This window comes from Methylobacterium crusticola (genome assembly GCF_003574465.1).
Taxonomy (GTDB): Bacteria; Pseudomonadota; Alphaproteobacteria; order Rhizobiales; family Beijerinckiaceae; genus Methylobacterium; species Methylobacterium crusticola.
In genome coordinates, this window is record NZ_QOWC01000007.1 from 17,962 (window position 1) to 40,425 (window position 22,464).

Genomic DNA, 22,464 nt, shown 5'->3' on the forward strand with positions numbered 1-22,464 from the left:
CGCCGGTTTTGCAGCACTCAAAACTGCAAGATTTGAGTGTCAGGAAAGCAACCTGGATAGCAACGGCTCTCTTCCTGCTTTTCGCGCCGGCGTCGCTCGCATGGGCGCGGCGTATGAAACCGGGCACGACAGACATGCCACGAGGGGCTGCTTGCGACCCAGCCCAGACGGTGGGTGAACGCGATACGATACCCGCGAGCGGACCATGCTGAGAGCGAGGTGCTTCGACCCGCACAGCGTGGCTTTTGCAGCCCGTTCACCGGTGTGCTATCACGGCCATGTCGGAAAAGGCAGACTTGGTTTGGTAAGCCCAAGTCCTTTCGGTGACGAAAGCTCTGGTCTTTGGCTCCGTGCCGCAGATCCCCACGACGAACGAAGGACGCCCTGGCGCGTCCGGCTGTTCGTCCGCGTGGGTCTCAGGTTCGGGAAACGCTCCGGTCGAACATCGACGCAGGAGCCCAACCATGTCCGCATCAGCGACGCTCTACGATACGATCATCGCCGGCGCCGGTCCCGTCGGCCTGTTCCTGGCTTGCGAGTTGTCGCTGGCCGGCTGCTCCGTGCTGGTCCTCGAACAGGCGCGTGATCCGTCCTCACCCTTGAAGCGCGCCCCGTTCGGGCTGCGCGGCCTGTCGGTCCCGACGATCGAGAGCCTCGACCGACGTGGTCTGCTGGATGAGATCGAGGCCCACGCGGCCAGCCGCGCCACGCCGGGGACGGCGCATTGGATGAGGCAGCCGCGCCGTCCGGGCGGCCACTTCGCCGGCATCCAGTTCTTCCACGACCGGATCGACACCGCGCGCTGGCCCCATCGTCTTCCCGGCCCAGTCAGCAACCTGGCTGCGGAGATGGCGAGCATCGAAGCCGTGCTGGCTGAGCGCGCGCAGGCATCGGGCGTCGAGATCCGGCGGGGTGGAGGCGTCGAGGGCTTCGCCCGGACAGGTGAGTCTGTGGTCGTCCAGGCGGGCGGTCATGCGTTCCGGGGTCGCTGGCTCATCGGCTGCGACGGTGCTCGCAGCGCGGTGCGCAAGGCGGCAGGCATCGGCTTTGCCGGCACCGAGCCTGAGTTCACAGGCTACTCCGTCCAGGCCGAGCTGGCCGGCGCGGACGCGCTACAGCCCGGCCGCCACTACACCGCGGAGGGCATGTACCTGTTCACGCCCCCCGGCACGATCGCGTTGGCCGACTTCGATGGGGGTGCCTTTCATCGCTCCGCGCCAATCACGCGCGAACACGTCGAGGCGGTGCTGCGCAGGATCTCGGGCGCCGCCGTCACGATGACCAGGCTCGAACTCGCCACCACCTGGACCGACCGTGCCTGTCAGGCGAGTGCGTATCGCAACGGCCGCGTACTGCTGGCCGGCGATGCTGCACACATCCATTCGCCGCTAGGCGGACAGGGCCTCAACCTCGGCCTCGGCGACGCGATGGCCCTGGGCTGGAAGCTTGCGGCCACGATCCGTGGTGATGCGCCGGCGGGCCTGCTCGACAGCTATGAGCGCGAACGGCATCCGGTCGGTGCCCGTGTCCTCGACTGGTCGCGGGCTCAGGCCGCTTTGATGCGGCCGAGCCGAAGCGCGCGCGCCCTCGAAGCCATCATCCGCGACCTCATCGAGACGCCAGACGGCGCGACATACTTCGCCGAGCGGGTGTGGGGCGTCTCGCTCCGCTACGATCTCGGTGGCAGCCATCCGCTGGTGGGATGCAGCGTTCCTGATTTCGTGCTGAGCGACGGGAGGAGGGTCGGTAGCCTCTTGCGCGACGGCAAGGGCTTGCTCCTGGACTTCGATCCTGGCCAGTCGCTTCAGGCCCTCGCGAGCCGACGCTCCGGGAAGATCAGCTATGTCGCGGCGGACGCGCGGGATCGGCTGGGCTTGCAGGCCGTGCTCGTGCGGCCCGACGGAATCGTCGCTTGGGCAAGCGAGACCGCTTCCGACGAGGCGGCCGTCGGCCGAGCCATGACGCCATGGTTCAGCGAATGACCGGGAGCCCGTGAACCTGCTTCGGCGAGGTCGGCTTTGAGGCCGTCTCCGCTCCGAAGCCGTCGGGCTGGAAGCCACCCCGAGCGGTCATTCCGCTGCCCTCGCTAGGATGCAAGGTAAACGACGATTTTCCTAACACTTCTGAGACCCGCCTCAGTTGACGCGCGAACGCAGCGCGACCGCTGATGTCAGAAAAGCGTGGCAGTAAAACCACTGCCAGGAATAACCTGTTGCGGCACCATCCTGACATGCTCATCGGCTACGCTCGCGTCTCCACCACCGACCAGAATCTCGACCTCCAGCGCGTCGCTCCCACCGGCGCTGGCTGCTCGCGCATCTTCGAGGGCTTCGCCGTGCAGGTGCACGGCGCCATGGCCGAGTACTTCCTCGACCTCACCGCGAGCGCACCGTGGAAAGCCTGAAGGCAACCCTGGCGCGGGGGGCAAGGTTGGACGACCGAGGAAGCTCTACGAGGCGGACCAGAAGGTGGATAAGATGGAGATGATGATACCGTTTGCCACGCCACACATCGATGCTGACTTCGCAACAGGCCTGTATCGCGTTCCGCGCCTCGATCAGAAGGGTAGGGGGCTCTCCTCGACGATGGGACAAAACGTTGGTACAGACGCTGTGGAAGCTGGTTATCTAAGTATCTGATTTCGCTGTTATTTTTTTTGGATTGTATCCAATCCTCTCCTGGGCACCAACCACTCCCCAAGTGGATGAGCCGCAAAAGCGTCGAGCAGATCATGTGGTCAGGCGAGCCCGCGCGCGACACCGCGGTCCTGCACGCACGGTCCCTCCGGTGGTCTGGCCCCGGCTCCATCCTCGCTCCGGCGTCTCCTGGCTGCGTGAGCGCGTGCCGGCCGATCTCGTGGCCGCCGTCGGCGTGCGGGAGATCAGCCTCAGCCTGCGAACGCAGGTGGGGTATCCCGGGATCGGCGGTTCGCGCTCGCTGTGCGTGGATCAGGCGGCGAGGACCATGCGTCGCTTGAGGTGGTCGAGGCTTGCTCGTCCCTCGCAGATGCGTGGCGACGCCAATCATCTCGGCGAGTCGGGAGGGCGGCGAACACTCGTGCTGCAAGGTCGCCGGGCCGATCGGCGTCGACGGGACGACGGCTTGGACGCCGCTTGAGCCCCGTGCTCGTTCGAGGGCAGGATGCCGCGGGTGCGGCCCCCTTCGCCGGACCTGCCGCCGGACTTGCTGCCGTGGGGCGCGGATGGAGAAAACTCAGGCTTTACGCGTCTCAAGCTCGCCGTGACCGACGCCAGGCGAGGGGGGTCAGACCTGCGTGGCGGCGGAAGGCGGCCGTGAACTGGCTCGGGCTCGCGTACCCGACGAGTCCAGCGATCTCGGCCACCGGAGCCGTTGTGTTCGCCAGAAGCTCGCCCGCGCGGTCGAGGCGGCGCCGGGTGATGAAGGCGTAGGGCGGCAGGCCCATCGTCCGGCGGAAGCACCGGCTGAAGTGATGAGGACTGAGATGCGCGATCCTGGCGAGTTCCTCGACGCCGAGGTCGTCGCCGAGGTGCGCGTCGATGAACGAGATGGTCTGCGCGACCTGTCGTCTGGTCAGCGGGAACGCAGCGCCGCGGGAGGCTCGTGCCGAGCCTGGGTCGAGGCGGTGGACAACGACAGCCACCGCGTGATCGAAGAACGCCGTCGCCATCCCGTGCGCTTCCGAGTTCTGCCACATCGCGGTCAGGGCGGCCGTCAGCAGGGGATCGTCGTGGAACCGCGAGGCGGACGCCTCGACATCCAGGCGCCCGCCGGGGAGTTCCGCAAGGAGGCGCGTCAGGCGCCGCTCCGATACGCCCAGCGCGAGCAGGCTCATGTCGGGCCAGTAGCCCGCTCCGCCTTCGTGCGGCGCCCCGATCCCGACGCGGGCAGGCCTCATCAGCCCGTCGAGCCTCTGCGCCGCGCTGCGCCGCGACAGCGCACCGCCCCCGCCCGTGCAGAGATAGAGCCACAGGAACGAGGAGGGCTCGTAGGCGCCCTCCCGGCGCTCGTAGGCGGTCGCATGCATGATCACGTCGCCGCGCGTGTCGGTGCGTACGTCCTCCAGGCGCGCACCCACCTCGGCGATGCGCGCCCGCAACCCGGCGCTCGTGTCGAGTTTGTAGATCTGCGGCTTCATCGTCTGCGCCAGGAGGCTCCACGGCATGTCTCGGCGATCCATGATGGCTCGGTCTACTCTGTAATTTTTCAAATTCAGCCGTGTTGAGGAGACGCAGACTTCACATTCCGCTACGGCGCCGCCCGGAATAGCACGACGGGGACATTCCGCGCACGATCGCGATACCGTCTCTCCGCGGCACCCCCGTACGATCCGGTCGCCGCGGCGGCATTCCGCCGCCCGGATCATGCGAGACGATCGTGCGCGCGGATTGCTCACTCCACCGCCAACTTCAGCCTGCCGCGTGCCTCGGGGTGCTGGTCCTGCTCGCATCCTCCGTCGCCCCGCGTGCGCAGGAGACGATCGCCCTCGACACGATCACGGTCGGGGGACAACGCCCGGTCAGCACGCCGGTCGGGCTGGACGCGTACCGGACACCGGGCGACGCGCCCGGCGGCCTGACGCGCGCCGTCACGAGCGGCGGCATCCTGGGCAGCAAGCGGGTGGTCGACACCCCGTTCTCGGTCACCGGCTTCACCGACAAGCTGATCCGCGACCAGCAGGCCCAGGTCGCCACCGACATCCTCAGGAACGATGCCTCGGTCACGGTGCAGAACACGCTCGGCTCCTTCGCCGACCAACTCTACATCCGCGGGTTCGAGGTCGCGCTCACCGACCGCCTCTACGACGGGGCACAGGTCGGCTACCTCAACAAGTTCGCGCTCGAAGGCATCCAACGCATCGAGGTCCTGAAGGGGTCGTCCGCCGTCCTGTTCGGCGTGAGCACCTCGCAGGGGATCGGGGGCATCATCAACTTCGTGCCCAAGCGCGCGCTGCCCTTCGACTACACCTCGGTCACGGCGAGCTACGTCGCTCCCGGCTACGTTGGCACCAACGTCGACGTCTCGCGCCGGGGCGGCGAGCGCGACGAGTTCGGCCTCCGGTTCAACGGCGCCTTCAACGACGGCACCCTCTACAGCGGCACCAGCCTGCGGCACGAACTCGCCCAGATCAACCTCGACTACGCGCCCAGCGACCGCGTGCGCCTCTACGCCGACTTCGTGTACGCGGCGAACTTCAACGACCGCGACCAGCTTCCCTTCACCCTGCTGCCAGGCGTGCCGGTGCCGCGGGCGATCCGGGCCGACCGCAACTACGCGCAGCGCTGGAACTACACCGACAACCCCGGCTCCCTCGGCTACGTGCGGGCCGAGGTCGACCTCAGCGACGCCTGGACCCTGTCGGCTCACTACCGGCACTCGTTCTTCGGCAACAACTACTTCGCCGTCATCCCGACCATCGGGGACGCCACGGGCCACTACTCACTGTTCCCGTTTCGCATCAACTCCCACATCGAGGGTGACGGCGGCCAACTCAACCTGCGCGGCCGCTTCGACACGGGATTTCTGCGGCACGAGGCGAGCGTCGGCGTGGACGTGGAGAACGACAGGATCTTCACCTCGACACCCGCGTTCGGGGAGCCGCTCGCCTCGAGCCTGTTCAACCCGGTCTACTACCCGCGTCCCGACCTGCAAACCGGCTCCGCGCGCCTGAGCAACGACACGCTCGTCCGGACGGGCTACGCCACCGATCTCATCACGCTGCCCGGCGGCGCCGTCCAAATCCTCGGCGGCGTGCGCTACGTCGACATCCTCAGCGCCAACGTCGACACGGCGCTCGGCACCTCGACGGCCCGGACCAGCCAGGACAGGGCCGTCCCGCTCGCGGCGCTGCTGCTGCATCCCACCCCGGACACGCTGCTCTACGCGAGCTACGCGCAGGGTTTCCAGCGCGGCAGCATCGCGCCCGCCAACGCCGTCAACGCGAACGCCGCCCTGCCGCCGATCCCCTCCGAGCAGGTCGAGGCCGGCGCCAAGGCCGAGTTCGCCGGGTTGATCGCGACGGTTGCTGCCTTCCGGATCGAGCGCTCGCTGGAATACGTCGACGCGGCGACGCAGCGCTTCGTGCAGAGCGGCCTACAGGTCCACAGCGGCCTCGAGGCCAGCCTCGCGGGCGAGGTGAGCCCGGGCGTGCGGCTGCTCGCGAGCGTGATGGCCCTCGATCCGGTCGCGCAGCGAACCGGCGACCCGCTCACGGACGGTCGGGTGCCGATCGGCGTGCCGCGGTTCCAGTCGAGCCTCTACGGCGAGGTCGATCTGCCGTTCGAACGCGGCCTGACGCTGACGGGCGGGCTGTACTACGTCGGCTCGCAGTACGTGGATCTCCTCAATACGCAGAGGATCCCCGCGTGGGCGCGCGTCGATCTCGGCCTGCGCTATCGGCGGCAGCTCGATCCGACCACGCTCGCCACGCTGCGCCTCGGAGTGGAGAACGCCGCCGACCACCGCTACTACGCCTCCGCCGCGAGCGGCCTCGGTCTCGGCGCACCCCGCACCTTCAAGGTCGCGCTCCAGGTCGAGTGGTGAACCGATCGCGATGGCGCAGCCCTGATCCTCCCCAGCCGCGCCGCGGCTGCGCGCCCTCCCGCCGTGGTCGGCCGTCCACACCTGGGCGAGCCTGATCCGCACCGTGTTCCTGGCAGCAGGATGAAGCCCGCCTCCACCACGCGTCGGTCACCGAGGTTCTGGATGGTGCCGCTCGTCGTGGCGGCCGCGACGATGGGGAGCCTCGTCATGGCCCTGCCCGGAGACGGCGTCCGGGACAGCCTGGCGTGTGCCCTCCTGGCCGGTCTCCTCGGCGACGCGGCGGTGCGGGGTCCGAGATCACCGCGATCGGGACGACCGCCCTTGCCCTCGGGCCGCGCCCGTGGTGGATCAGCACGACCACGCCTCGTGCGCGTGTCCGGATCGACGACGCGGATCTCGCAAGGCGTCCCGCCATGGCCGATGATGCCCAGGACAGTGGCTGGCTGACGCGGGCCTCGGCCTTCGTCTTCCTGCACACGGAGCATGCGATCTACGCCGCGCTCGGCCTGCTGCTGGCCTTCACGGCGGTGCTCGCGCTCATCGACGCGGCGGGCCTGACCCTGCACGCGATGATGGCGTTCGGAGGCCCGACGCAGCTTCTGGAGGTCGTCGATCGCCTGCTGTTCCTGCTGATGCTGGTGGAGATCCTGCACACGGTGCGGGTCTCGATGCGCTCCGGCCGGCTGACCTGCGAGCCGTTCCTGATTGTCGGGCTGATCGCCTCGATCCGCCGCGTGCTGGTGATCACCCTGCAATCCTCGGAGATCACCCACACCCAGGATTGGACGGAGCAGAAGGCGGCGCTGTTCCGGGCCTCGATGATCGAGCTTGGCGTGCTGGGTGGGCTGATCCTGACGATGGTCGTCTCGATCTACCTGCTCCACCGCGCCCGGGACAACGACACACCCGCGGGCGTCGAAGATACCTGACCTCGGCCGGCCCGATCGCCCGGTCGCCTCGCCGCTGCGCGCTCCGCCGGATGTTGATCGATCGCAGGACGCATGCGCCGCAACGGCAGCAAGGGTACGGTCGCGCAGAGCCACGGGCAAGGACGCGGGCATTCGGATCGTCCTGCACAGCTACGCATCCGGCATGACTTTCATTGCAAGATGCGCAAGACCATCTCTAGACGGACGCGCGAGCTACTTCGAAATCCCGCCGTCCGCTGCCTGCGTCCGGATCGACGTTTTTGCTCGCGAATGATAACGAGCGAGGACGATTGACTTGCACCAGATTTTCGATGAAGGCTCACATCTTGCGTGGAGTATAAGGTTGATCGCTGGAACACGGCGTAGATCTGATGGTCGAAGGTGGTTGGTGTCGCCTCGACGTCCGGCAGAATGCGCCGCAGTCGATCGGCCGCGAGATGGTCGGCGATCGCCCGGACAGGCAGCAGTACGACACCGAGTCCTTTCAGTGCCAGCTGGATCAGGAGACTGGTGTTGTTGATCTGCACAGTTCCTTTGACCCGTACTTCCTGGATCTGGTCGCCTTCCCTGAACCGCCAGATGGCGTGTCCGTCCTCGAAGCGGCCATCGAACGGCCAGCCGAGGCAATCGTGATGGCGGAGAGCCTCCGGGCTCTGAATGGGCGGATTGGCATTCAGGTAGTCAGGCGAGGCGAACAGGATCCTGGGATCGCCGGACGAGATCTCGCGGATCGCGAGTTGCGGCTCGTCGAGGTTCCCGAGGCGGATCGCGACGTCGATGTTGTTCCCGAGGAGGTCGCGCGGCGCCGCGGTCAGCCACAGGTTGACGCGAACGTCCGGATAGACGGCCAGGAAGCTCGGCAGTCCGGGTATGACGAAATGTTCGGCCACGGATGCGCGGGAATGGACGTGGATCACGCCGTGGGGGGAGGCCTGATGCGCGGAGACGCGGTTCGCGAGCTCGTCGAGCCGGGTCAGGAGGTCCGTGCCGCGCTCGGAACTCATCGGGACAATCATCGTCGGGCCGGAGCCGGCATTCGAGCGTCGGCGCGCAGTGCCGGCGGCTGGCGCGCGCTCGGCTTCCGGCTCCGATCCGAGTGCGAGGAAGCGCAGTTCCGCGAAGATCTCGCATTCCTGCGCCGCCTGCTCCTGAAATCGACGTGCTGCCGAAGACGCGGGCTCGGCTCCGGCGGATAAAGACTTGGGCGACCTGCAACCAGGATAGACGGACCGGCACGCCGACGCGGCCAGGGTCTCGTGCGGAGCCTGCCGGCCGGCATTATTCCGGCCAATGGAATAATTTTTCCACAAGCTTGTCTTCACCTGAGGACGGTGGAATGTATGTCATGCAGGGAGATTGATCGGACCCGGCTGATGCGCAGCACATCGTTCGAGGCCAGGTCCGCGCGGAACGCCGGCCGCGCGGCGCGCGGGCGTCTGGTCCGGGTTAGCGCGACGGTCGTGGTTTGATCGTCCCCCTTCGTTCGGACGGTGCGGCATGGCCGCAGGTGGCAGCGGGCGAGCTCGCGCCGCGCATCGCCGGCCTGGCACGTGGCGAGCGCATGACCATCGTGGGCATCGGCCGCGATGAGGTGGGCGACGTTCTCGCGCAGCGGCCCGACCGGAACCGGGGTGCGCTCCTCGTCGCGTGCGACGGGTTCCCGACCGCGGGCGGCATCCTCGACCGGCTCCTCGAAGACTTGGCCGATCTCGCACTCGGCCAGTGGCCCGACTGGGCCGGGCAGGAGGATGCGCCCGCGCCCGTCGACGAGGCAGCCTCTGCCGCCGTGCCGTCCGACCCCTGGCGCAGGGCGGCGGCGAAGCGCGCCAGGGCCGGCCTGCCGCCGCGGTTTCGGCGGATGGCGCGGGAGCTCGAGTTCGTCCGGCTCCTCGGGGTCATCGCGCCGGCCGGCGTCCTCCTCGTCTGGGAGGTGGATCCGGCGTCGGACGTGCGGGCCGGTCCGGTCATCGAGGCGCTGGAATGGTGCGGGCGGCATGGGGCGACGGTGGTGACGGCGCTGACCGTCTTCCCGCCCGTGGCCGCGCCGTACGACCGCATCCTCTACGGCGCGGTCGCGCTCGCCCGCGCGCCGGCCACGGCCCGCGAGCGCTTCATCGCGCCGATCCCCGGTGCGCATCACGCGAGTGCCGTCGAGCAGCGCGTCGCGGCCGCGCTGGCGCAGGACGCCGATCTGTCGGGTCTCTTCGTCTGCAACGCGCCGGTACCGGTCGGCGCCTGGGGCGGGCGACCCCGCGTCGACCTGCTCTGCCCTGCATACCGCGTGGTCGTGGAACTCGACGGGCCCGACCATCGCGCCGAGCCGAAGTTCGGCAACGACCGCCATCGTGACTACGAGCTGTTGACGGCCGGCTACCTCGTGCTGCGCCTGACCAACGAACAAGTCGCAGCCGACCTCGCGCTCGCAGTCGAGAAGATCCGCGCCGTCGTCGACCTGCGACGGCGCAAGGAGAAGGGGTGAGCCGATGAGCGAGACGCCGACGCCCAAGCAGGCACTGATCCTCTGGTGCCTGCTGGGCCGCTGCGGGAGCGCCCCGCAGAGCACCCTGGTGCCGCGCGTCGGCAAGGCGGACCGCGACGCCCTCGTCGCCGGCCGGTTCATCGACGTCGCGAAGCAGGGCCGAACCCTGCGGCTGACGGTCGCCGACAAGGGGTGGCACTGGGCCGGCGCGCACATGCGCGGGCCCTTGCCGCCGGGCTTCCGCGTGCTCCAGGATTGGCTGGAGCGGATGCAGGCGCACCTCGAGGCGCAGGGCCGGACGCTGGCCGACCTCGTCGGGCCGATGCCTGCCGAGCCGGCGCCGGACACGCCGCCGTCCCGCCCGCGCAGGGCGCCGGCCGTCAAGCGCGCGAAGCCCCCGGGCCCCAGGCAACTCCGCGCGCGCATCGAGCAGGCCTACGTGGCTCTGACGGGCGGCGAGAAGGCCAAGGCCGTGCGCCTGAGCGCCCTGCGCGCGCATCTCGCCGACCTCGACCGCACGATCGTCGATGCCGGTCTCGCGGCGATCCTGCGCGGCGACCCCACGGCGCGGTTGAGCCAGTTCAGCGATCCGAAATCCCTTACGGCCGCCGAGCGCGAGGCGGCCTTCGCCCCGGCCGGAGAGCCGTTCCACATCCTCTGGATTCAATCATGAGCGACGCCCTCGACGTCCTGCGACGGGCCGACTTCGACTGGGTGCGCACCCTCGACAGCATCTGGATCGACACGGAGCCGACCGGCGGCCCGAACGAGACGCTGGTCCCCGAGATCGTCGAGACCCTGCACCGGAAGGCCCTGCTGCCGGCCGACCGTGCGACGGGCCGGGCGCTCGTCGGCCAGTCCGGCGTCGGCAAGACGCACCTCGTCGGGCAGCTCCGGCGCGAGGCCTGGCGCACCGGCGCCTGGTTCGTGCCCCTCGACGTGCTCGGGCTCACGGATTTCTGGCGCAGCGCGGCCCTGAGCTTCGTGACCGCCTTGCTGCAGACGATGCCGAACGGCCGGCGGCAATCGGACGCTGTGCTCGCCGGCGTGGCCCGCCGCTTCAACGTCGAGGAGCAGCTCGAAGCCGCGTTCAACACCCCGAACATCGATACGCGCCGCATCGTCGACGTGCTGGTCCGGGCCCTGATGAGCGTCGATCCGGGCCGCGCGCTCAAGCATCTCGACGTGTTCCGGGCCCTCTGCCTGCTGCGCTCGCAGGATTTCGGCGCCGTCGGCCTCGCGCATGCCTGGCTCCAGGGCTACGAGGCCGACCCGGCCGAGCGGATCGCTCTCGGCTTCAAGACGCCGCCGCCCGCCCCGGTCGAGCTCGTGCGCGGCATGTGCTGGATCATGGCGCTCAGCGGGCCGACGCTCATCGCCCTCGACCAGATCGACGGCATCATCGATGCTAGCCGCCTCGCGGGCCGGGACGGCCTCGAGGTCGATTCGAGCCTCACCGAAGTGCTCGCGGCGGGGCTCCTCGAGCTCAGCATCGTGTGCGACCGCAGCATGACGGTGGTGACCTGTCTCCAGGAATCCTGGGAACGCCTCCTGGACCGCGCGCTCCGGCCGATGCGGGAGCGCTTCGGCGAGCCCACGCTGCTCTCGGGCATGAACGAGCGCGCCGCCGCGGCCGCCCTCGTCGCCGGCCGGCTGGCGCCGGCCTGTGCGGAGGTGGGCTTCGCACCACCGTCGCGGACGTGGCCGTTCAGCGAGCGCGCGATCGCCGATGCGGCAGCGGCCGGCATGATGCCGCGCACCCTCCTGATACGCTGCGATGCCTTCCGCCGCCACTGCCTCGCGAGCGGGACGGTCGAGCTCTGCAACTCCCTGGTCGATCCGGCGGGACGGCCGTCGGTCCTGCCACCCGAGGCCGAGTTCGATCTCGACGCCGCCTGCCGCACGGCGGACATCTCGGGCATCCGCAGCGACGAGGACGGCTGGCTCGGCCAGCTCCTGCGCGACGCCTTCGACATCTACGCGCTGGAGGACGATCCCGACGACACGCTCGACGTGGCGAGCAAGGGCGAGCCCGACCAGAAGATCCCGCCCCTGCATGGTCGGCTGACCTTCATCCATCGCGACGAGAACGACCGCGAACGCCACGTCTGCTACCGGGCGCTCCAGCACCAGAATGCCATCGCGTTCCAGGCCCGTCTGCGCGCGGCGCTCACGGCCTCCGGCATCTCCGCACGCATTCCCGACCGCGCGCTGCTCCTCGTCCGCCGCGGCCCGATGCCGAGCGGCACCAAGACCAGGCAACTCTTCGACGCCTTCTCGGCGGCCGGGGGGCGGCTGATCGACCCGTCCGACGACGACCTCAGGGTCTTCGCCGCCCTGCGCGACCTGCGTGCGCGGGCTCAGGCCGAGGGCGCGTCCGATCGGTTCGAGCGCTGGCTGCGCGCCGAGCAGCCGCTTCTGACGACCGCCCTGTTCCGGGAGGCGGGCCTGGCCCATGCCCCGCGCCTCGGGGAGACGCCCGCGCCGGGCGACCCGCCCTCGGCGGCGATCGCGGCCGCGCCTGTGCGGGACGAGAGCGCGGCCTCTCCGGCTTCCCGGGAGGCGCGCGCCGCCAGGGAGACCGGTCCGACGGGCGCGCCTGCCCGCGCGGCCCGCGACGCGGCCGCGCCCGAGAGCGCGCCCGAGGCGATCCCGGTCGGGCACCGCCTCACGCCCGAAGCGCCGGTCGTCACCCTGGCGACCCGGCTGCTCGCGCGCCACACCGCGATCATCGCGGGCTCCGGGTCCGGCAAGACGGTCCTGTTGCGCCGGCTCGTGGAGGAGGCCGCCCTCGCGGGGATCCCGGCGATCGTGATCGATCCCAACAACGACCTCGCCCGGCTCGGCGATCCCTGGCCCGCGCGGCCGAAGGACTTCTCGCCGGACGACGACGCCAAGGCCGCCCTCTACTCCGAGCGGGTCGAGGTCGTGGTGTGGACGCCCGGCGTGCACGCCGGCAACCCGCTCTTCCTCTCCGTGCTGCCCGACTTCGCGGAGCTGGGCGCGGACCGGGACGAGCGTCAGCAGGCCATCGAGATGGCGGCCGAGACGCTCGGGCCGCTCACCGGCGCGCGGAATGCCCTCCAGCGCGGCGTGCTCGCCGATGCCCTGCGGCGCTTCGCGGAGGCGGGCGGCGGCAACCTTGCCGCCTTCATGGACCTGCTCGCGGACCTGCCCGACGGGGTCAGCCAGATCGGCAACGCCGCCCGGCACGCCCAAGCGATGGCGGACCAGCTCCACGCCGCCATCGCGACGAACCCGCTCCTGCGCGTCGAGGGCACCGTGCTCGACCCGCGGCACCTGTTCTTCGGCCGCGACCCGGCGCGCACGCGCATCTCCGTGATCAACCTGTCCGGGCTCGCCTCCGAGGCGGCGCGCGAGGACTTCGTGAACCGCCTCCAGATGACGCTGTTCGGCTGGATCAAGAAGAACCCGTCCCCGCGCGGCATGCTCTACGTGATGGACGAAGCCCAGAGCTTCCTGCCGGCCCAGAGGGCCTCGCCCAGCCTCGGCAGCGGGATCAAGCTGGTGGCGCAGGGCCGCAAGTACGGCCTCGGGATGATCGTCGCGACGCAGGTCCCGAAGGGCATCCACAACCAGGTCGTCTCGAACTGCACGACGCAGTTCTTCGGGCGCCAGAGCGCCCCGGCCACCATCGCGGCGGCCCAGGAGATCCTTGCCGCGAGCGGTGGCGGTGGCGCCGACATCGGCAAGCTGAGGGCCGGCGAGTTCTACTTCGCCAGCGAGGGCGCGGGGCGCCCCTCCAAGCTGCGCACGCCGCTCTGCCTGAGCCACCATCCTGCCAATCCGCCGACCCCCGAGCAGGTCGTCCGCCAGGCCCGGCACTCCGCGGCGCGCGCGGGCGAGATCCCGGAATAGCCGGACGCGCCCCGGCGCCGGCGCACGCTACGGCAAGCCGCGTCGCAGCAGCCATTCCGAGACGCGCCGCGATCCTTCGGCGAAGCCGATCGTCGCGCGGATGCCGAGCTGGTCGGCGGCGGGCGCCGCGTCGCTCACCGCCCACCGGATGTCGGCGTCGCGGAATCGGCCGGAGATGCGGGGATCCGGTGCGCCGTGGGCGCCCGCGATGATGCGGGCGGCGTCGAGGATCGTCGTCGCGGTGCCGGACCCGACATCGAGCGTGCGAAGCGCTGTGGGCGGCGCCGCGAGGGCGGCCCGGCACGCCGCCACGGCGTCGTCGATGAACACGAAATCGCGGCCGATCTGGCCATCCTCGTAGACTTCGATGGCCTCGCCCGCATGGGCCTGCTGGTGGAACAGCGTGACGATGCCGGTATGGGGATTGAAGGGCGATTGCCCGGGCCCGTAGACATTCTGGAAGCGCAGGATCGACAGGGGCACGCTGCGGGCGCTCGCCCAGGTGGCCAGGAGATGTTCTTGCGCCAGCTTCGTCGCGCCGTAGATGCTCGACGGGTGCGGGTGCACGGATGCCGCCTCGTGCGGCAGGGGCGCGGCGGGAGCCCCGTCCGGGCCGTCGAAGGACCAGCGGCCGGCGGCGAGCCGGCGATGGCTGCGGCGGCCGGGATAGAAGACCGCTCCGTCGGACCCCCGCCACGCACCCTCGCCGTAGACGGCGCGGCTCGACGCCAGGAGGACGTGGTCGGGGCGGTGCCCGACGCGGCTCATGGCGTCGAGCATCTCGGCCGTGCCGGTGACGTTGACGCTGCTGTGCCGGGCCGACTGGGTCAGCGATTGGCCCGTCCCCGTCTCCGCCGCGAGATGAACGATCTGCCGAGGCCGGCACGCGGCGAAGAAGGCATCCCAGAAGCGACGGTCGCGGACATCCGCCACGATCAGTTCGACGTGCTCCGGCAGGGCGTCCGGGCGCGTCCGGGCCGGATGCACCTGCGGCAGGAGCGAATCGACGGCGACGACGGGACCGTCGTCCGGGCTCAGCCTGCGGCTCAGCTCACAGCCGATGAACCCGGCGCCACCCGTGATGAGAGTACCGGTTCTCACAGCCGTCTCCATGAGAGAGGGCGGACAATGATCAACGAAGAGATGTTTTCGAATACTGGCGCCAACAGTCGAAGTCTCTAAGATTGACGGACACTTCCGCTGCTCTCGCGGCTCCGATGGGATCGTTGTGCACGCCTGTTGTCGCTGCGCCATATTCTCGTTGCCGCCACCGCTCTCGTCGGCGCGTTCCCGTTCGAGGGAGCGCCCGCCAGTCGGAGCCCGCCTTCGGGTCGGCCGCCAGGCTCGTCGGGAAATCCGATATCCCTGGTCGTTCAGGGACGAGACAGCACGGGATGTGCTCGGCCGAGCCATGTCGTGCCGGTCCGTCGCGTCCGAAACGACGTGGATGCCACCCTTACTTCAACCCTCGTCGTCGACAAAGATCCGTTCGATTTCCGGCGAGCCCCCGACTGATGCGCGCCGGGATAGTTCAGGATTCATTTCTCTGCGTCAAGGTGAAAGGATGCGCGCATTCCGCTGCGCGATGTCTCGGCGGCTGGTCCTGCCGGCGCGCGGAGCCGGTCCCGCTCAAGCTCCCGCGAGAGGGCCGGAGCGGTCGTGAGCAGGAGCCGCCGCATCGGGTCCGATCGCGGCTGCCGGCGGTCCCCGGAGGCGCGGCCGCGCCGCACGGCACGGGCGTGGCGCGTGGGCCCCCGTCGTCCAGCCGGCCGCCTCGCCGGGGCCGCCGCCGGCCCGCGCCGACGGGCGGCCTTGCGGACCGCGCCCGCGGGCAAACCGCAGCATGCCCTGGCTATGGGCGCCGCGCTGTGTCATGGGGCGGGTCCGTGACCGATCATCCCGCTCCCGACCCGCCCGTCCTGCCCGCGCGCCTGGGATGGTCGGACTTCTTCGAGGACCAGCGCGAGCCCAGCGAGGCCGGCCTCGCGCCGATGCGGATCGCCACGGTCCACCGCTCGCGCCTGACCGCCCTGTCCGTCGCCGGGACCGTCGCGCTGGCGCTTCCGGCTCACGCCGGCACGGGCGATTTCGCCGTGGGCGACTGGGTGCTGGTCGAGGCGTCGACCGGGACGCTGCACCGCCGCCTGTCCCGCAGGACCGTGCTGGCGCGGCGCGTCGAGGGCAGCAGGACGCCCCAGCTCGCCGCGGCGAACGTCGACACGCTCTTCGTCGTCACCTCCTGCAACGCCGACTTCAACCCGGCCCGGCTGGAACGCTACCTGGCGCTGGCCAACCAGGCCGGGACCGACCCGGTGATCCTGCTCACCAAAGCCGACACGGCGGACGATGCCGGGTCGTACCGGCGGCGGGCCGAGGCCCTCCAGCGCGGGCTCGCCGTCGTGACCGTCAATCCGCGCCTGCCGCAGGCCGTGCGCGACGTGGAGCCCTGGTGCGGCCCGGGGCGCACGGTGGCGCTCGTCGGCTCGTCCGGGGTCGGCAAGTCGACGCTGGTCAACACGCTGGCGGGCCTCCCGGGCGAGGCATCGCCCCAGCGGACCGGAGCGATCCGGGCGCACGACGCCAAGGGCCGCCACACCACGACGTCGCGCTCGCTGCACGCCATCGCGGGCGGCGGCTGGGTCATCGACACGCCGGGCATGCGCACGCTGCAGATCAGCGACGCCGCGCAGGGCATCGAGACCCTGTTCGCCGAGATCGTCGAGCTCGCGCCCGCGTGCCGGTTCCGAGACTGCACCCACGCCCACGAACCCGGCTGCGCCGTGCAGGCCGCCGTCGCGGCGGGCCGGCTCGATCCGGAGCGCCTGAGCCGCTGGCGCAAGCTGACCGACGAGAACCGCGACAGCGCGCACGCCGCGGCGGGGCCGCGCGGCAGCCGCAGGCGCTAGAGCATTCTCCGGCGAAGTGGACACCGGTTCGCCGCAGAGAATGCGGCAGAATCAAAAACCTGGAGCAGCAGCCGATTGCAGCGTGATCGAATGCTGCTCTAGACCCCGCTCCCGCCGGCACGGCCGGGTCCCCGGGGGAGGGGGATGCTGCGTGCCCCACCGCGGTGGGCGCTCACGCAGGAAGGTTCCGGGGAACGCAGGGTGGGCGGCGCGCAGCAAGAGGCCCGCCCGGCACGGGGGCCGGGCGGGCCTGGAGTTGGGTTGAGGCGCGTGCCGGCTGGCGAGAGCCTGCCCGGTCCGCGGCGGAACTCTCAGGCGCCACGCGGGTGCCGGCGGCCTCCTGCGATCCGACGGTCCTGCGTCGCGTGCGGGACCTACCGGTCCCCCATCCCCGACAGGAGCTTCTCGATCTGGCCGAGGCCGTTCTCCCGAGCCTTGGACTCGCTCGGGAGGCTGCGATCGGAGCGCTGCGCCAGTTTCCCGTTCTTGCGGATCGCCCACTGGTAGGAGGCGCCGTCGACCTTCGGGGGCAGGATCTCGAGGGAGTAGGGGTGGAGCTTGGAATCTGTCTCTATCATGCGGCTGATATAATCCGTCCGTCGCGAGATCGCCAGCCATGTCCGCCATCGAAATCCGCCGCGGCGACGGCACGCCCCCCGTCACGGGTGGGCGGCCTCGATCCGGACCGGCACCGACTTCGCCGCCGGCACCTTGCTGCGCTCCGCGTGGTGCCACAGGGGAATCAGGGGATTGCACTCCGGATAGTAGCCCCCGACGCAGCCCGCCGGCACGTCGTAGGCGAGGACCCGAAAGCCCTCGACGCGCCGCACGATGCCGTCCTGCGCCGCGCCGACCAGGTTGACGCTCTGCGCATCGCGGAACCCGAGGCGCGCGATGTCCGCCTTGTTCATGAACAGCACCATGCGGGTGCCTTTCACGCCGCGGAAGCGATCGTCGTAGCCGTAGATCGTGGTGTTGAACTGGTCGTTCGACCGCATGGTGATCAGGCGCATGACGTCCGGATCCGCCTGCTCGGTGTCGGGATCGGCCGACAGGCCGCGCGGGACGATGAAGTTCGCCTTGCCGTTGGGGGTCTTCCAGACCCGGTCGGCGGCCGGGATCGGCCGGCGGAAGCCGCCGGGCTGCCACATCCGGGCGTTGAAGTTCTTGAACTCGGCGGGGTAGGTCGCCTCGATGGCGTCGCGCACGCTGGCGTAGTCGCGGCCCCAGCGGTCCCAGTCGATCCGCTCGTTCGGCGCGAGCGTCGCCTTGGCGATCTCGGCGACGATGCGGGGCTCGGACAGGAGGTGCCGGCTCGCCGGCTCCGCGTAGCCCTTCGAGCCGTGGATGCAGGCCGTCGAATCCTCCATCGCCACGGACTGGCGGCCGCCGGGCTGCGCGTCGATCTCGACCCGGCCCAGGCAGGGCAGGATGTAGGCGACCTCGCCGTGGATGAGGTGGTTGCGGTTGAGCTTCGTCGAGATCTGCACGGTCAGGCGCAGCTTGCGCCAGGCCGGCTCCATCAGGTCGGTCTCGGGGACGGCGCGGATGAAGTTGCCGCCGAGCGCCACGAACGCGCGCACCGATCCGTCGAGGATGCCCTCGCAGGCCTCGACCGTGTTGAGGCCCTTCTCGGCCGGCGGATCGAAGCCGTAGAGCGCCTTGAGCGTCGCGTTCGGGACCAGCTCGGGCTTCTCGGTGATGCCGACGGTGCGCTGGCCCTGGACGTTGGAATGGCCCCGCACCGGGCAGATGCCGGCGCCCGGGCGCCCGACATTGCCCCGCAGGAGCAGCAGGTTGACGAGCATCTGCACGGTCTCGACGCCCATGCGGTGCTGGGTCAGGCCCATGCCGTAGATGCCCAGCGTCGCCTTGGACCTGCCGTAGGTCCGGGCCGCCTGCTCCAGCGCCGCGCGCGGGAGCCCGGAATGGCGCTCCAGCTCGTCCCAGGTCCTCGCGCGCACCGAATCGGCGAACGCCTCGAAGCCGTGCGTGTGCTCGGCGATGAACGCGGTGTCGATCAGCCGCGGGCCGCCGCTCGCTTGAGCCGCGTCGTCAGCCTCGAGCAACGCCTTGCAGAGGCCGTAGATCGCCCCGAGATCCCCGCCCGCCTTGACTTGCAGGTACTGGGACGAGATCCGCGTCTCGGAGCGCGTCAGCATCTCGAGGGGTGATTGCGGGTTCGTGAAGCTCTCGAGCCCTCGCTCCCGGAACGGGTTGAAGGTGATGATCGGCACGCCCCGCTTGCTCGCGTCCTGGAGCGGATGCAGCATCCGCGGCGCGTTCGAGCCCGGGTTCTGGCCGAAGAACAGGATGCAGTCGGTGTGCTCGAAATCCTCGAGCAGCACCGTGCCGACGGGCGAGCCGATGCTCTCGGGCAGCGCCACGGACGTCGATTCGTGGCACATGTTGGAACTGTCGGGCAGGTTGTTGTTGCCGTAGAGCCGCGCCAGCAGGCCGTACATGTAGGAGGCTTCGAGCGAGGCGCGGCCCGAGGCGTAGAACACGGTCGATTTCGGCGCGAGCGCTCTCAGCTCGGTCCCGATCTCCCGGAACGCCTCCGCCCACGGGACCGGGCGATAGGTATCGGTCGCGGCGTCCCACCGCATCGGCTCGGTCAGGCGACCGAGCTCCTCGAGGTCGTAGTCCCGCCAGCCCTCGAGCTCGGTGACCGTGTGCTTGGCGAAGAAGTCGGCCGCGATGCTGCGGCGCGTGACCTCCCAGGCGGTCGCCTTGGCGCCGTTCTCGCAGTACTCGAACACGGAGGGCTTGGCGGGCTTGGCCCAGGCGCAGCTGACGCACATGAAGCCGTCCGGCTTGTTCTGGTGCAGCAGCAGCCCCCCGCCGCTCAGCGGGATCTGCTCGCGGAGCAGGATCTCGGTCAGCGACTTGGCCGACCCCCAGCCGCCGGCAGGACCCTTGTAGGGCTTGATCGTGACGGGGTCGGCCATGCCGGTTCTCCACTCGGTGAGGTGATGCGAGGTCGCGGGCGCGATCCCGCCGGCGGGTGCCTCGACCCGGGACGGGCCGCGGAGCGGGCTCACGCGGTCGAGCGTTCACACCGGTCCGCCGCCCCGGTCCCGCCGGACCGGCGGCGCCGGCCCGATCCCGCCGCGGGCCGGCCGGGTGCGTCGGCAGCCGCGGCCGGCCGGTCGAGGGCATGGTCCAATGTCGAGAATCCCGTTGCGCCCGCGTCCGCGGAAATCCAAGCAGCTAACAGGCCGGGCCTGCGTTGGATCCCCCCTGTGTCGCTATGGCCCCGCGGCCCGCGCGACGCTGCGCCGGCGGCGAGCCCTCCGGGTGGCGGATCCCGCGGCCCCGCGGGGCGGGGCGTCACTCCCGCAGGGCGTGATCGGCGATGGCCTGGAGCAGGTTGGAGTAGTCGTCGGTCCAGGGCGCCACCGCCGGATCCGGCTCGATCCGCTGCCAGACGCCGCCGGAGGCCAGCGCGCCGAGATGGGCCGGCTCGCGGGCGACCGCCGCGATGGTCGTGCGGTAGCGCATCCGCCGCTCGACCGGTTCATCGATCGCCTCCTTGAGGACGTAGGTGACCAGGCCGTGCTCCGCGGCGGTGCGGGCGAGGATGCGCCGGACGTCGAGGTGCCGGTTCGTGATGTTGAGCACGAGCGCGCCGCGCGGATCGAGCTTGGCGAAGTAGAGCCCCAGCGCCTCCCTGGTGAGGAGGTGCGTCGGAATCGCGTCCGACGAGAAGGCGTCGAGCACGAGGAGGCTCAGGCCGCCGGGCTGGTCCGCCAGGGTGAGCCGGCCGTCGCCGAGCACGATCGGGGCCGCTGGCGCGCAGGCGCTCAGGAACTGGAAGTGCTCGGGGTTGCGGGCGATCGCCGCGATCACGGGATCGATCTCGAGGAACGTCCACGCCTCGCCGGGCGCCGCGTAGCAGGCGAGCAGCCCCGCCCCGAGGCCGATCACTCCGACGGCCGGCAGCGTGCCGCCGCGCGCCGCGCGAACCGCTCCGACGGCGCCCGCGTAGGCGCCATCGGGGACGTAGTAGGTCAGGGGCTCCGGCCGGCCGGTCGCGGGCGTGCCGTCCTCGTTCCTCAGCCGCACGGCGCCGTGCACGGTCGTGCCGTGGACGAGGACCCGGAAGCGGCCGTCCTGCGTGTCGGCGACCTGGTGCACCCCGAAGAAGGACCGATGCGCCAGGCGCACCGCATGGCTCTTGGGGAAGACCACGATCAGCAGCAGGAGCACCAGCGCCACGGGCGCGAGCAGCCGGGGCCGGCTCCAGGTGAGCGTCAGCATCAGGGCGAAGGCCGCAACGAGCATCAGCCGCGTCGCCGCCAGGACGTCGAGGAGCAGCGCCAGCCCGGCGCAGGCCGCGACCGCGACCGCGCAGCGCGCGAGCGTGCGGCCGGCCTCCCGCGCGCCCGCCGCACGCAGGTCGGCGAAGAAGCCGGGCCGGCAGGCGAGGGCGAGCACGAGCAGGACCGGATACTCGACGACGCTCGAGAAGACCTGGGGCGCGACCAGGGTGCAGGCGATGCCGCCGAGCACGCCGCCGAGGGACATGCAGAGGTAGAACTCGGTGAGCCGGCTCGCCGGAGGGCGCGACCGGTAGAGGGCCGCGTGGCAGACCATGGTGGTGACGAAGAACAGGCCGAGATGCAGGCCGAGACCCGCGGCGAGGCCCCAGGACGGGGTCACCAGGGCGAGGCAGGCGAGCGCCGTGCCCCCGACCTGGAGGCGCGTCAGCAGGGCGTCGCCGACGGGCGGCCGGTCCCGGAAGGCGAGCACGAAGGTCAGCAGGAACAGCGCGAGCGGCACGACCCAGAGGAGTGGGGCCGACGCGACGTCGGTGGCGATGTGGGCCGTGACCGACACGAGCAGGCCGGACGGCACGAACGACAGGGCGATCCACGCGAGCCGGGACCGCCAGGTGGGCCGGGCCTCGGCGCGCGCGCGGGCCGGCAGGGCCGCGGCGGGCTCCCGCCGGCCCGTCAGGACGGCGCAGGCCGCGATCATCGCGGCGAGCACCAGGAAGCCGATCATCCAGGCGCGGCTCTGGTCCCGGAGCGCGAGGAGCGGCTCGAACGCGGCGGGATAGGCGAGGAGCGCCGCGAAGGAGCCCAGGTTCGAGGCCGCGTAGAGCGCGTAGGGGTTGTCGGCGGCCGGGTGACCCGAGCGGGCGAACCACGCCTGGAGCAGCGGCCCGTTGCCGGCGACCGCGAAGAACGGGAGCCCCACCGAGGTCGCGAAGAGGCCGAGCAGCCACAGGGCCTGCCCCTCCGCCGGCGGCCTGCCCCACCCCGCCGCGAGCACGATGGGCATGGCCGCGACGGCCCCGACCATCAGGACGCCGTGCAGGGCCGCGGCGACCCGGAACGGAACGCGGCGCACCAGCCAGTGCGCGTAGAGGTAGCCCGCGAGCAGCAGCGACTGGAAGAACACCATGGCGACGGACCAGACGGCCGGCGTCCCGCCGAGGGCCGGCAGCACCATCTTGGTGAACATCGGCTGGACGGCGAAGAGCAGAAAGGCCGACAGGAACAGCGTGGCGGCGAACAGCGGAAGCAGCAGCCCCGCGCCACGGCTCCGGGCCCCCGCGGGTGCCGGCTGATCGAGCGATCGGATCGCGGAGGTCATCACGGTGGCTCCGAAGGGGTCGGATCACGCTACCGTGCGAATCTGAAGGAAGTGGATCCGCACCCGCTCCGCCGACGATCTTGCCCGCCGTGAACCTGCCGGCCGCATCCTTGGGTCATGCCCGCGAGCGCCCCGTCCGGTGCGG

Annotated in this window: 14 protein-coding genes and 1 pseudogene; 9 read left to right on the forward strand and 6 right to left on the reverse strand. The window is 70.7% G+C overall.

Annotated elements, in window-relative coordinates; translation table 11 throughout:
- Positions 1-464: 464 nt before the first annotated feature.
- The 3 genes and pseudogenes from DT057_RS08915 (at position 465) to DT057_RS37505 (ending at position 3,117) form a co-directional block, all read left to right on the forward strand.
- A complete protein-coding gene (locus DT057_RS08915) occupies positions 465-1,982 on the forward strand; it encodes an FAD-dependent monooxygenase (protein WP_128561733.1) in 1,518 nt (505 codons plus the stop codon).
- A gap of 248 nt (positions 1,983-2,230) precedes the next feature.
- Positions 2,231-2,462: pseudogene (locus tag DT057_RS37205) on the forward strand (hypothetical protein); the annotation flags it as partial.
- A 325-nt stretch (positions 2,463-2,787) separates the two neighbouring features.
- Positions 2,788-3,117 carry a DUF6538 domain-containing protein gene (locus tag DT057_RS37505; protein ID WP_308220149.1) on the forward strand — a complete coding sequence of 110 codons (330 nt, stop codon included), beginning with the start codon at positions 2,788-2,790 and terminating at the stop codon, positions 3,115-3,117.
- A 112-nt stretch (positions 3,118-3,229) separates the two neighbouring features.
- Here the strand turns inward: DT057_RS37505 and DT057_RS08930 are convergent, their stop codons facing one another.
- A complete protein-coding gene (locus DT057_RS08930) occupies positions 3,230-4,144 on the reverse strand; it encodes a helix-turn-helix domain-containing protein (RefSeq protein ID WP_162501361.1) in 915 nt (304 codons plus the stop codon).
- Between the two features lie 266 nt (positions 4,145-4,410).
- Between DT057_RS08930 and DT057_RS08935 the strand changes: the two genes are divergently transcribed.
- Together DT057_RS08935 and DT057_RS08940 are read left to right on the forward strand one after the other, a co-directional pair.
- Positions 4,411-6,522, forward strand: coding sequence for a TonB-dependent receptor (locus DT057_RS08935; protein WP_162501362.1), 2,112 nt, complete (start codon positions 4,411-4,413; stop codon positions 6,520-6,522).
- Between the two features lie 413 nt (positions 6,523-6,935).
- Entirely contained in the window at positions 6,936-7,451 is a 516-nt protein-coding gene (locus DT057_RS08940) for a phosphate-starvation-inducible PsiE family protein (RefSeq protein ID WP_128561737.1), read from the forward strand.
- A gap of 170 nt (positions 7,452-7,621) precedes the next feature.
- On the opposite strand, the gene DT057_RS08945 is transcribed toward DT057_RS08940, so the two are convergent.
- Positions 7,622-8,761, reverse strand: a complete 1,140-nt coding sequence (locus DT057_RS08945) for a substrate binding domain-containing protein (protein WP_203236224.1) — start codon at positions 8,759-8,761, stop codon at positions 7,622-7,624.
- 155 nt (positions 8,762-8,916) lie between these two features.
- On the opposite strand from DT057_RS08945, the gene DT057_RS08950 reads away from it, so the two are divergent.
- From DT057_RS08950 to DT057_RS08960, 3 genes are read left to right on the forward strand one after another with little or no spacing between them, the layout of a single operon-like run.
- A complete protein-coding gene (locus DT057_RS08950; RefSeq protein WP_238313294.1) occupies positions 8,917-9,930 on the forward strand; it encodes an endonuclease domain-containing protein in 1,014 nt (337 codons plus the stop codon).
- 4 nt (positions 9,931-9,934) lie between these two features.
- A complete protein-coding gene (locus DT057_RS08955; RefSeq protein WP_128561739.1) occupies positions 9,935-10,603 on the forward strand; it encodes a hypothetical protein in 669 nt (222 codons plus the stop codon).
- Positions 10,600-13,809 carry an ATP-binding protein gene (locus tag DT057_RS08960; RefSeq protein WP_128561740.1) on the forward strand — a complete coding sequence of 1,070 codons (3,210 nt, stop codon included), beginning with the start codon at positions 10,600-10,602 and terminating at the stop codon, positions 13,807-13,809. Before DT057_RS08955 ends, DT057_RS08960 begins: the two co-directional genes overlap by 4 nt.
- 27 nt (positions 13,810-13,836) lie before the next feature.
- Here DT057_RS08960 and DT057_RS08965 read toward each other — a convergent pair whose 3' ends face one another.
- Complete coding sequence (locus DT057_RS08965; protein WP_203236225.1) at positions 13,837-14,910, reverse strand: NAD-dependent epimerase/dehydratase family protein; 1,074 nt, start codon at positions 14,908-14,910, stop codon at positions 13,837-13,839.
- Between the two features lie 785 nt (positions 14,911-15,695).
- On the opposite strand from DT057_RS08965, the gene rsgA reads away from it, so the two are divergent.
- On the forward strand, positions 15,696-16,715 hold the full coding sequence (gene rsgA / locus DT057_RS08970; protein WP_238313296.1) for a ribosome small subunit-dependent GTPase A: 1,020 nt from the start codon (positions 15,696-15,698) through the stop codon (positions 16,713-16,715).
- Positions 16,716-17,089: 374 nt separating this feature from the next.
- Here the strand turns inward: rsgA and DT057_RS08975 are convergent, their stop codons facing one another.
- From DT057_RS08975 to DT057_RS08985, 3 genes are all read right to left on the reverse strand, one after another.
- Positions 17,090-17,293 carry a hypothetical protein gene (locus tag DT057_RS08975; RefSeq protein WP_128561742.1) on the reverse strand — a complete coding sequence of 68 codons (204 nt, stop codon included), beginning with the start codon at positions 17,291-17,293 and terminating at the stop codon, positions 17,090-17,092.
- A gap of 81 nt (positions 17,294-17,374) precedes the next feature.
- Positions 17,375-19,666: an FdhF/YdeP family oxidoreductase gene (locus DT057_RS08980; protein ID WP_128561743.1), complete on the reverse strand. Its 2,292-nt coding sequence runs from the start codon at positions 19,664-19,666 to the stop codon at positions 17,375-17,377.
- Between the two features lie 382 nt (positions 19,667-20,048).
- Positions 20,049-22,319 (reverse strand): fused MFS/spermidine synthase, encoded by a 2,271-nt coding sequence (locus DT057_RS08985; RefSeq protein ID WP_128561744.1) that lies wholly within the window; start codon positions 22,317-22,319, stop codon positions 20,049-20,051.
- Positions 22,320-22,464 lie beyond the last annotated feature (145 nt).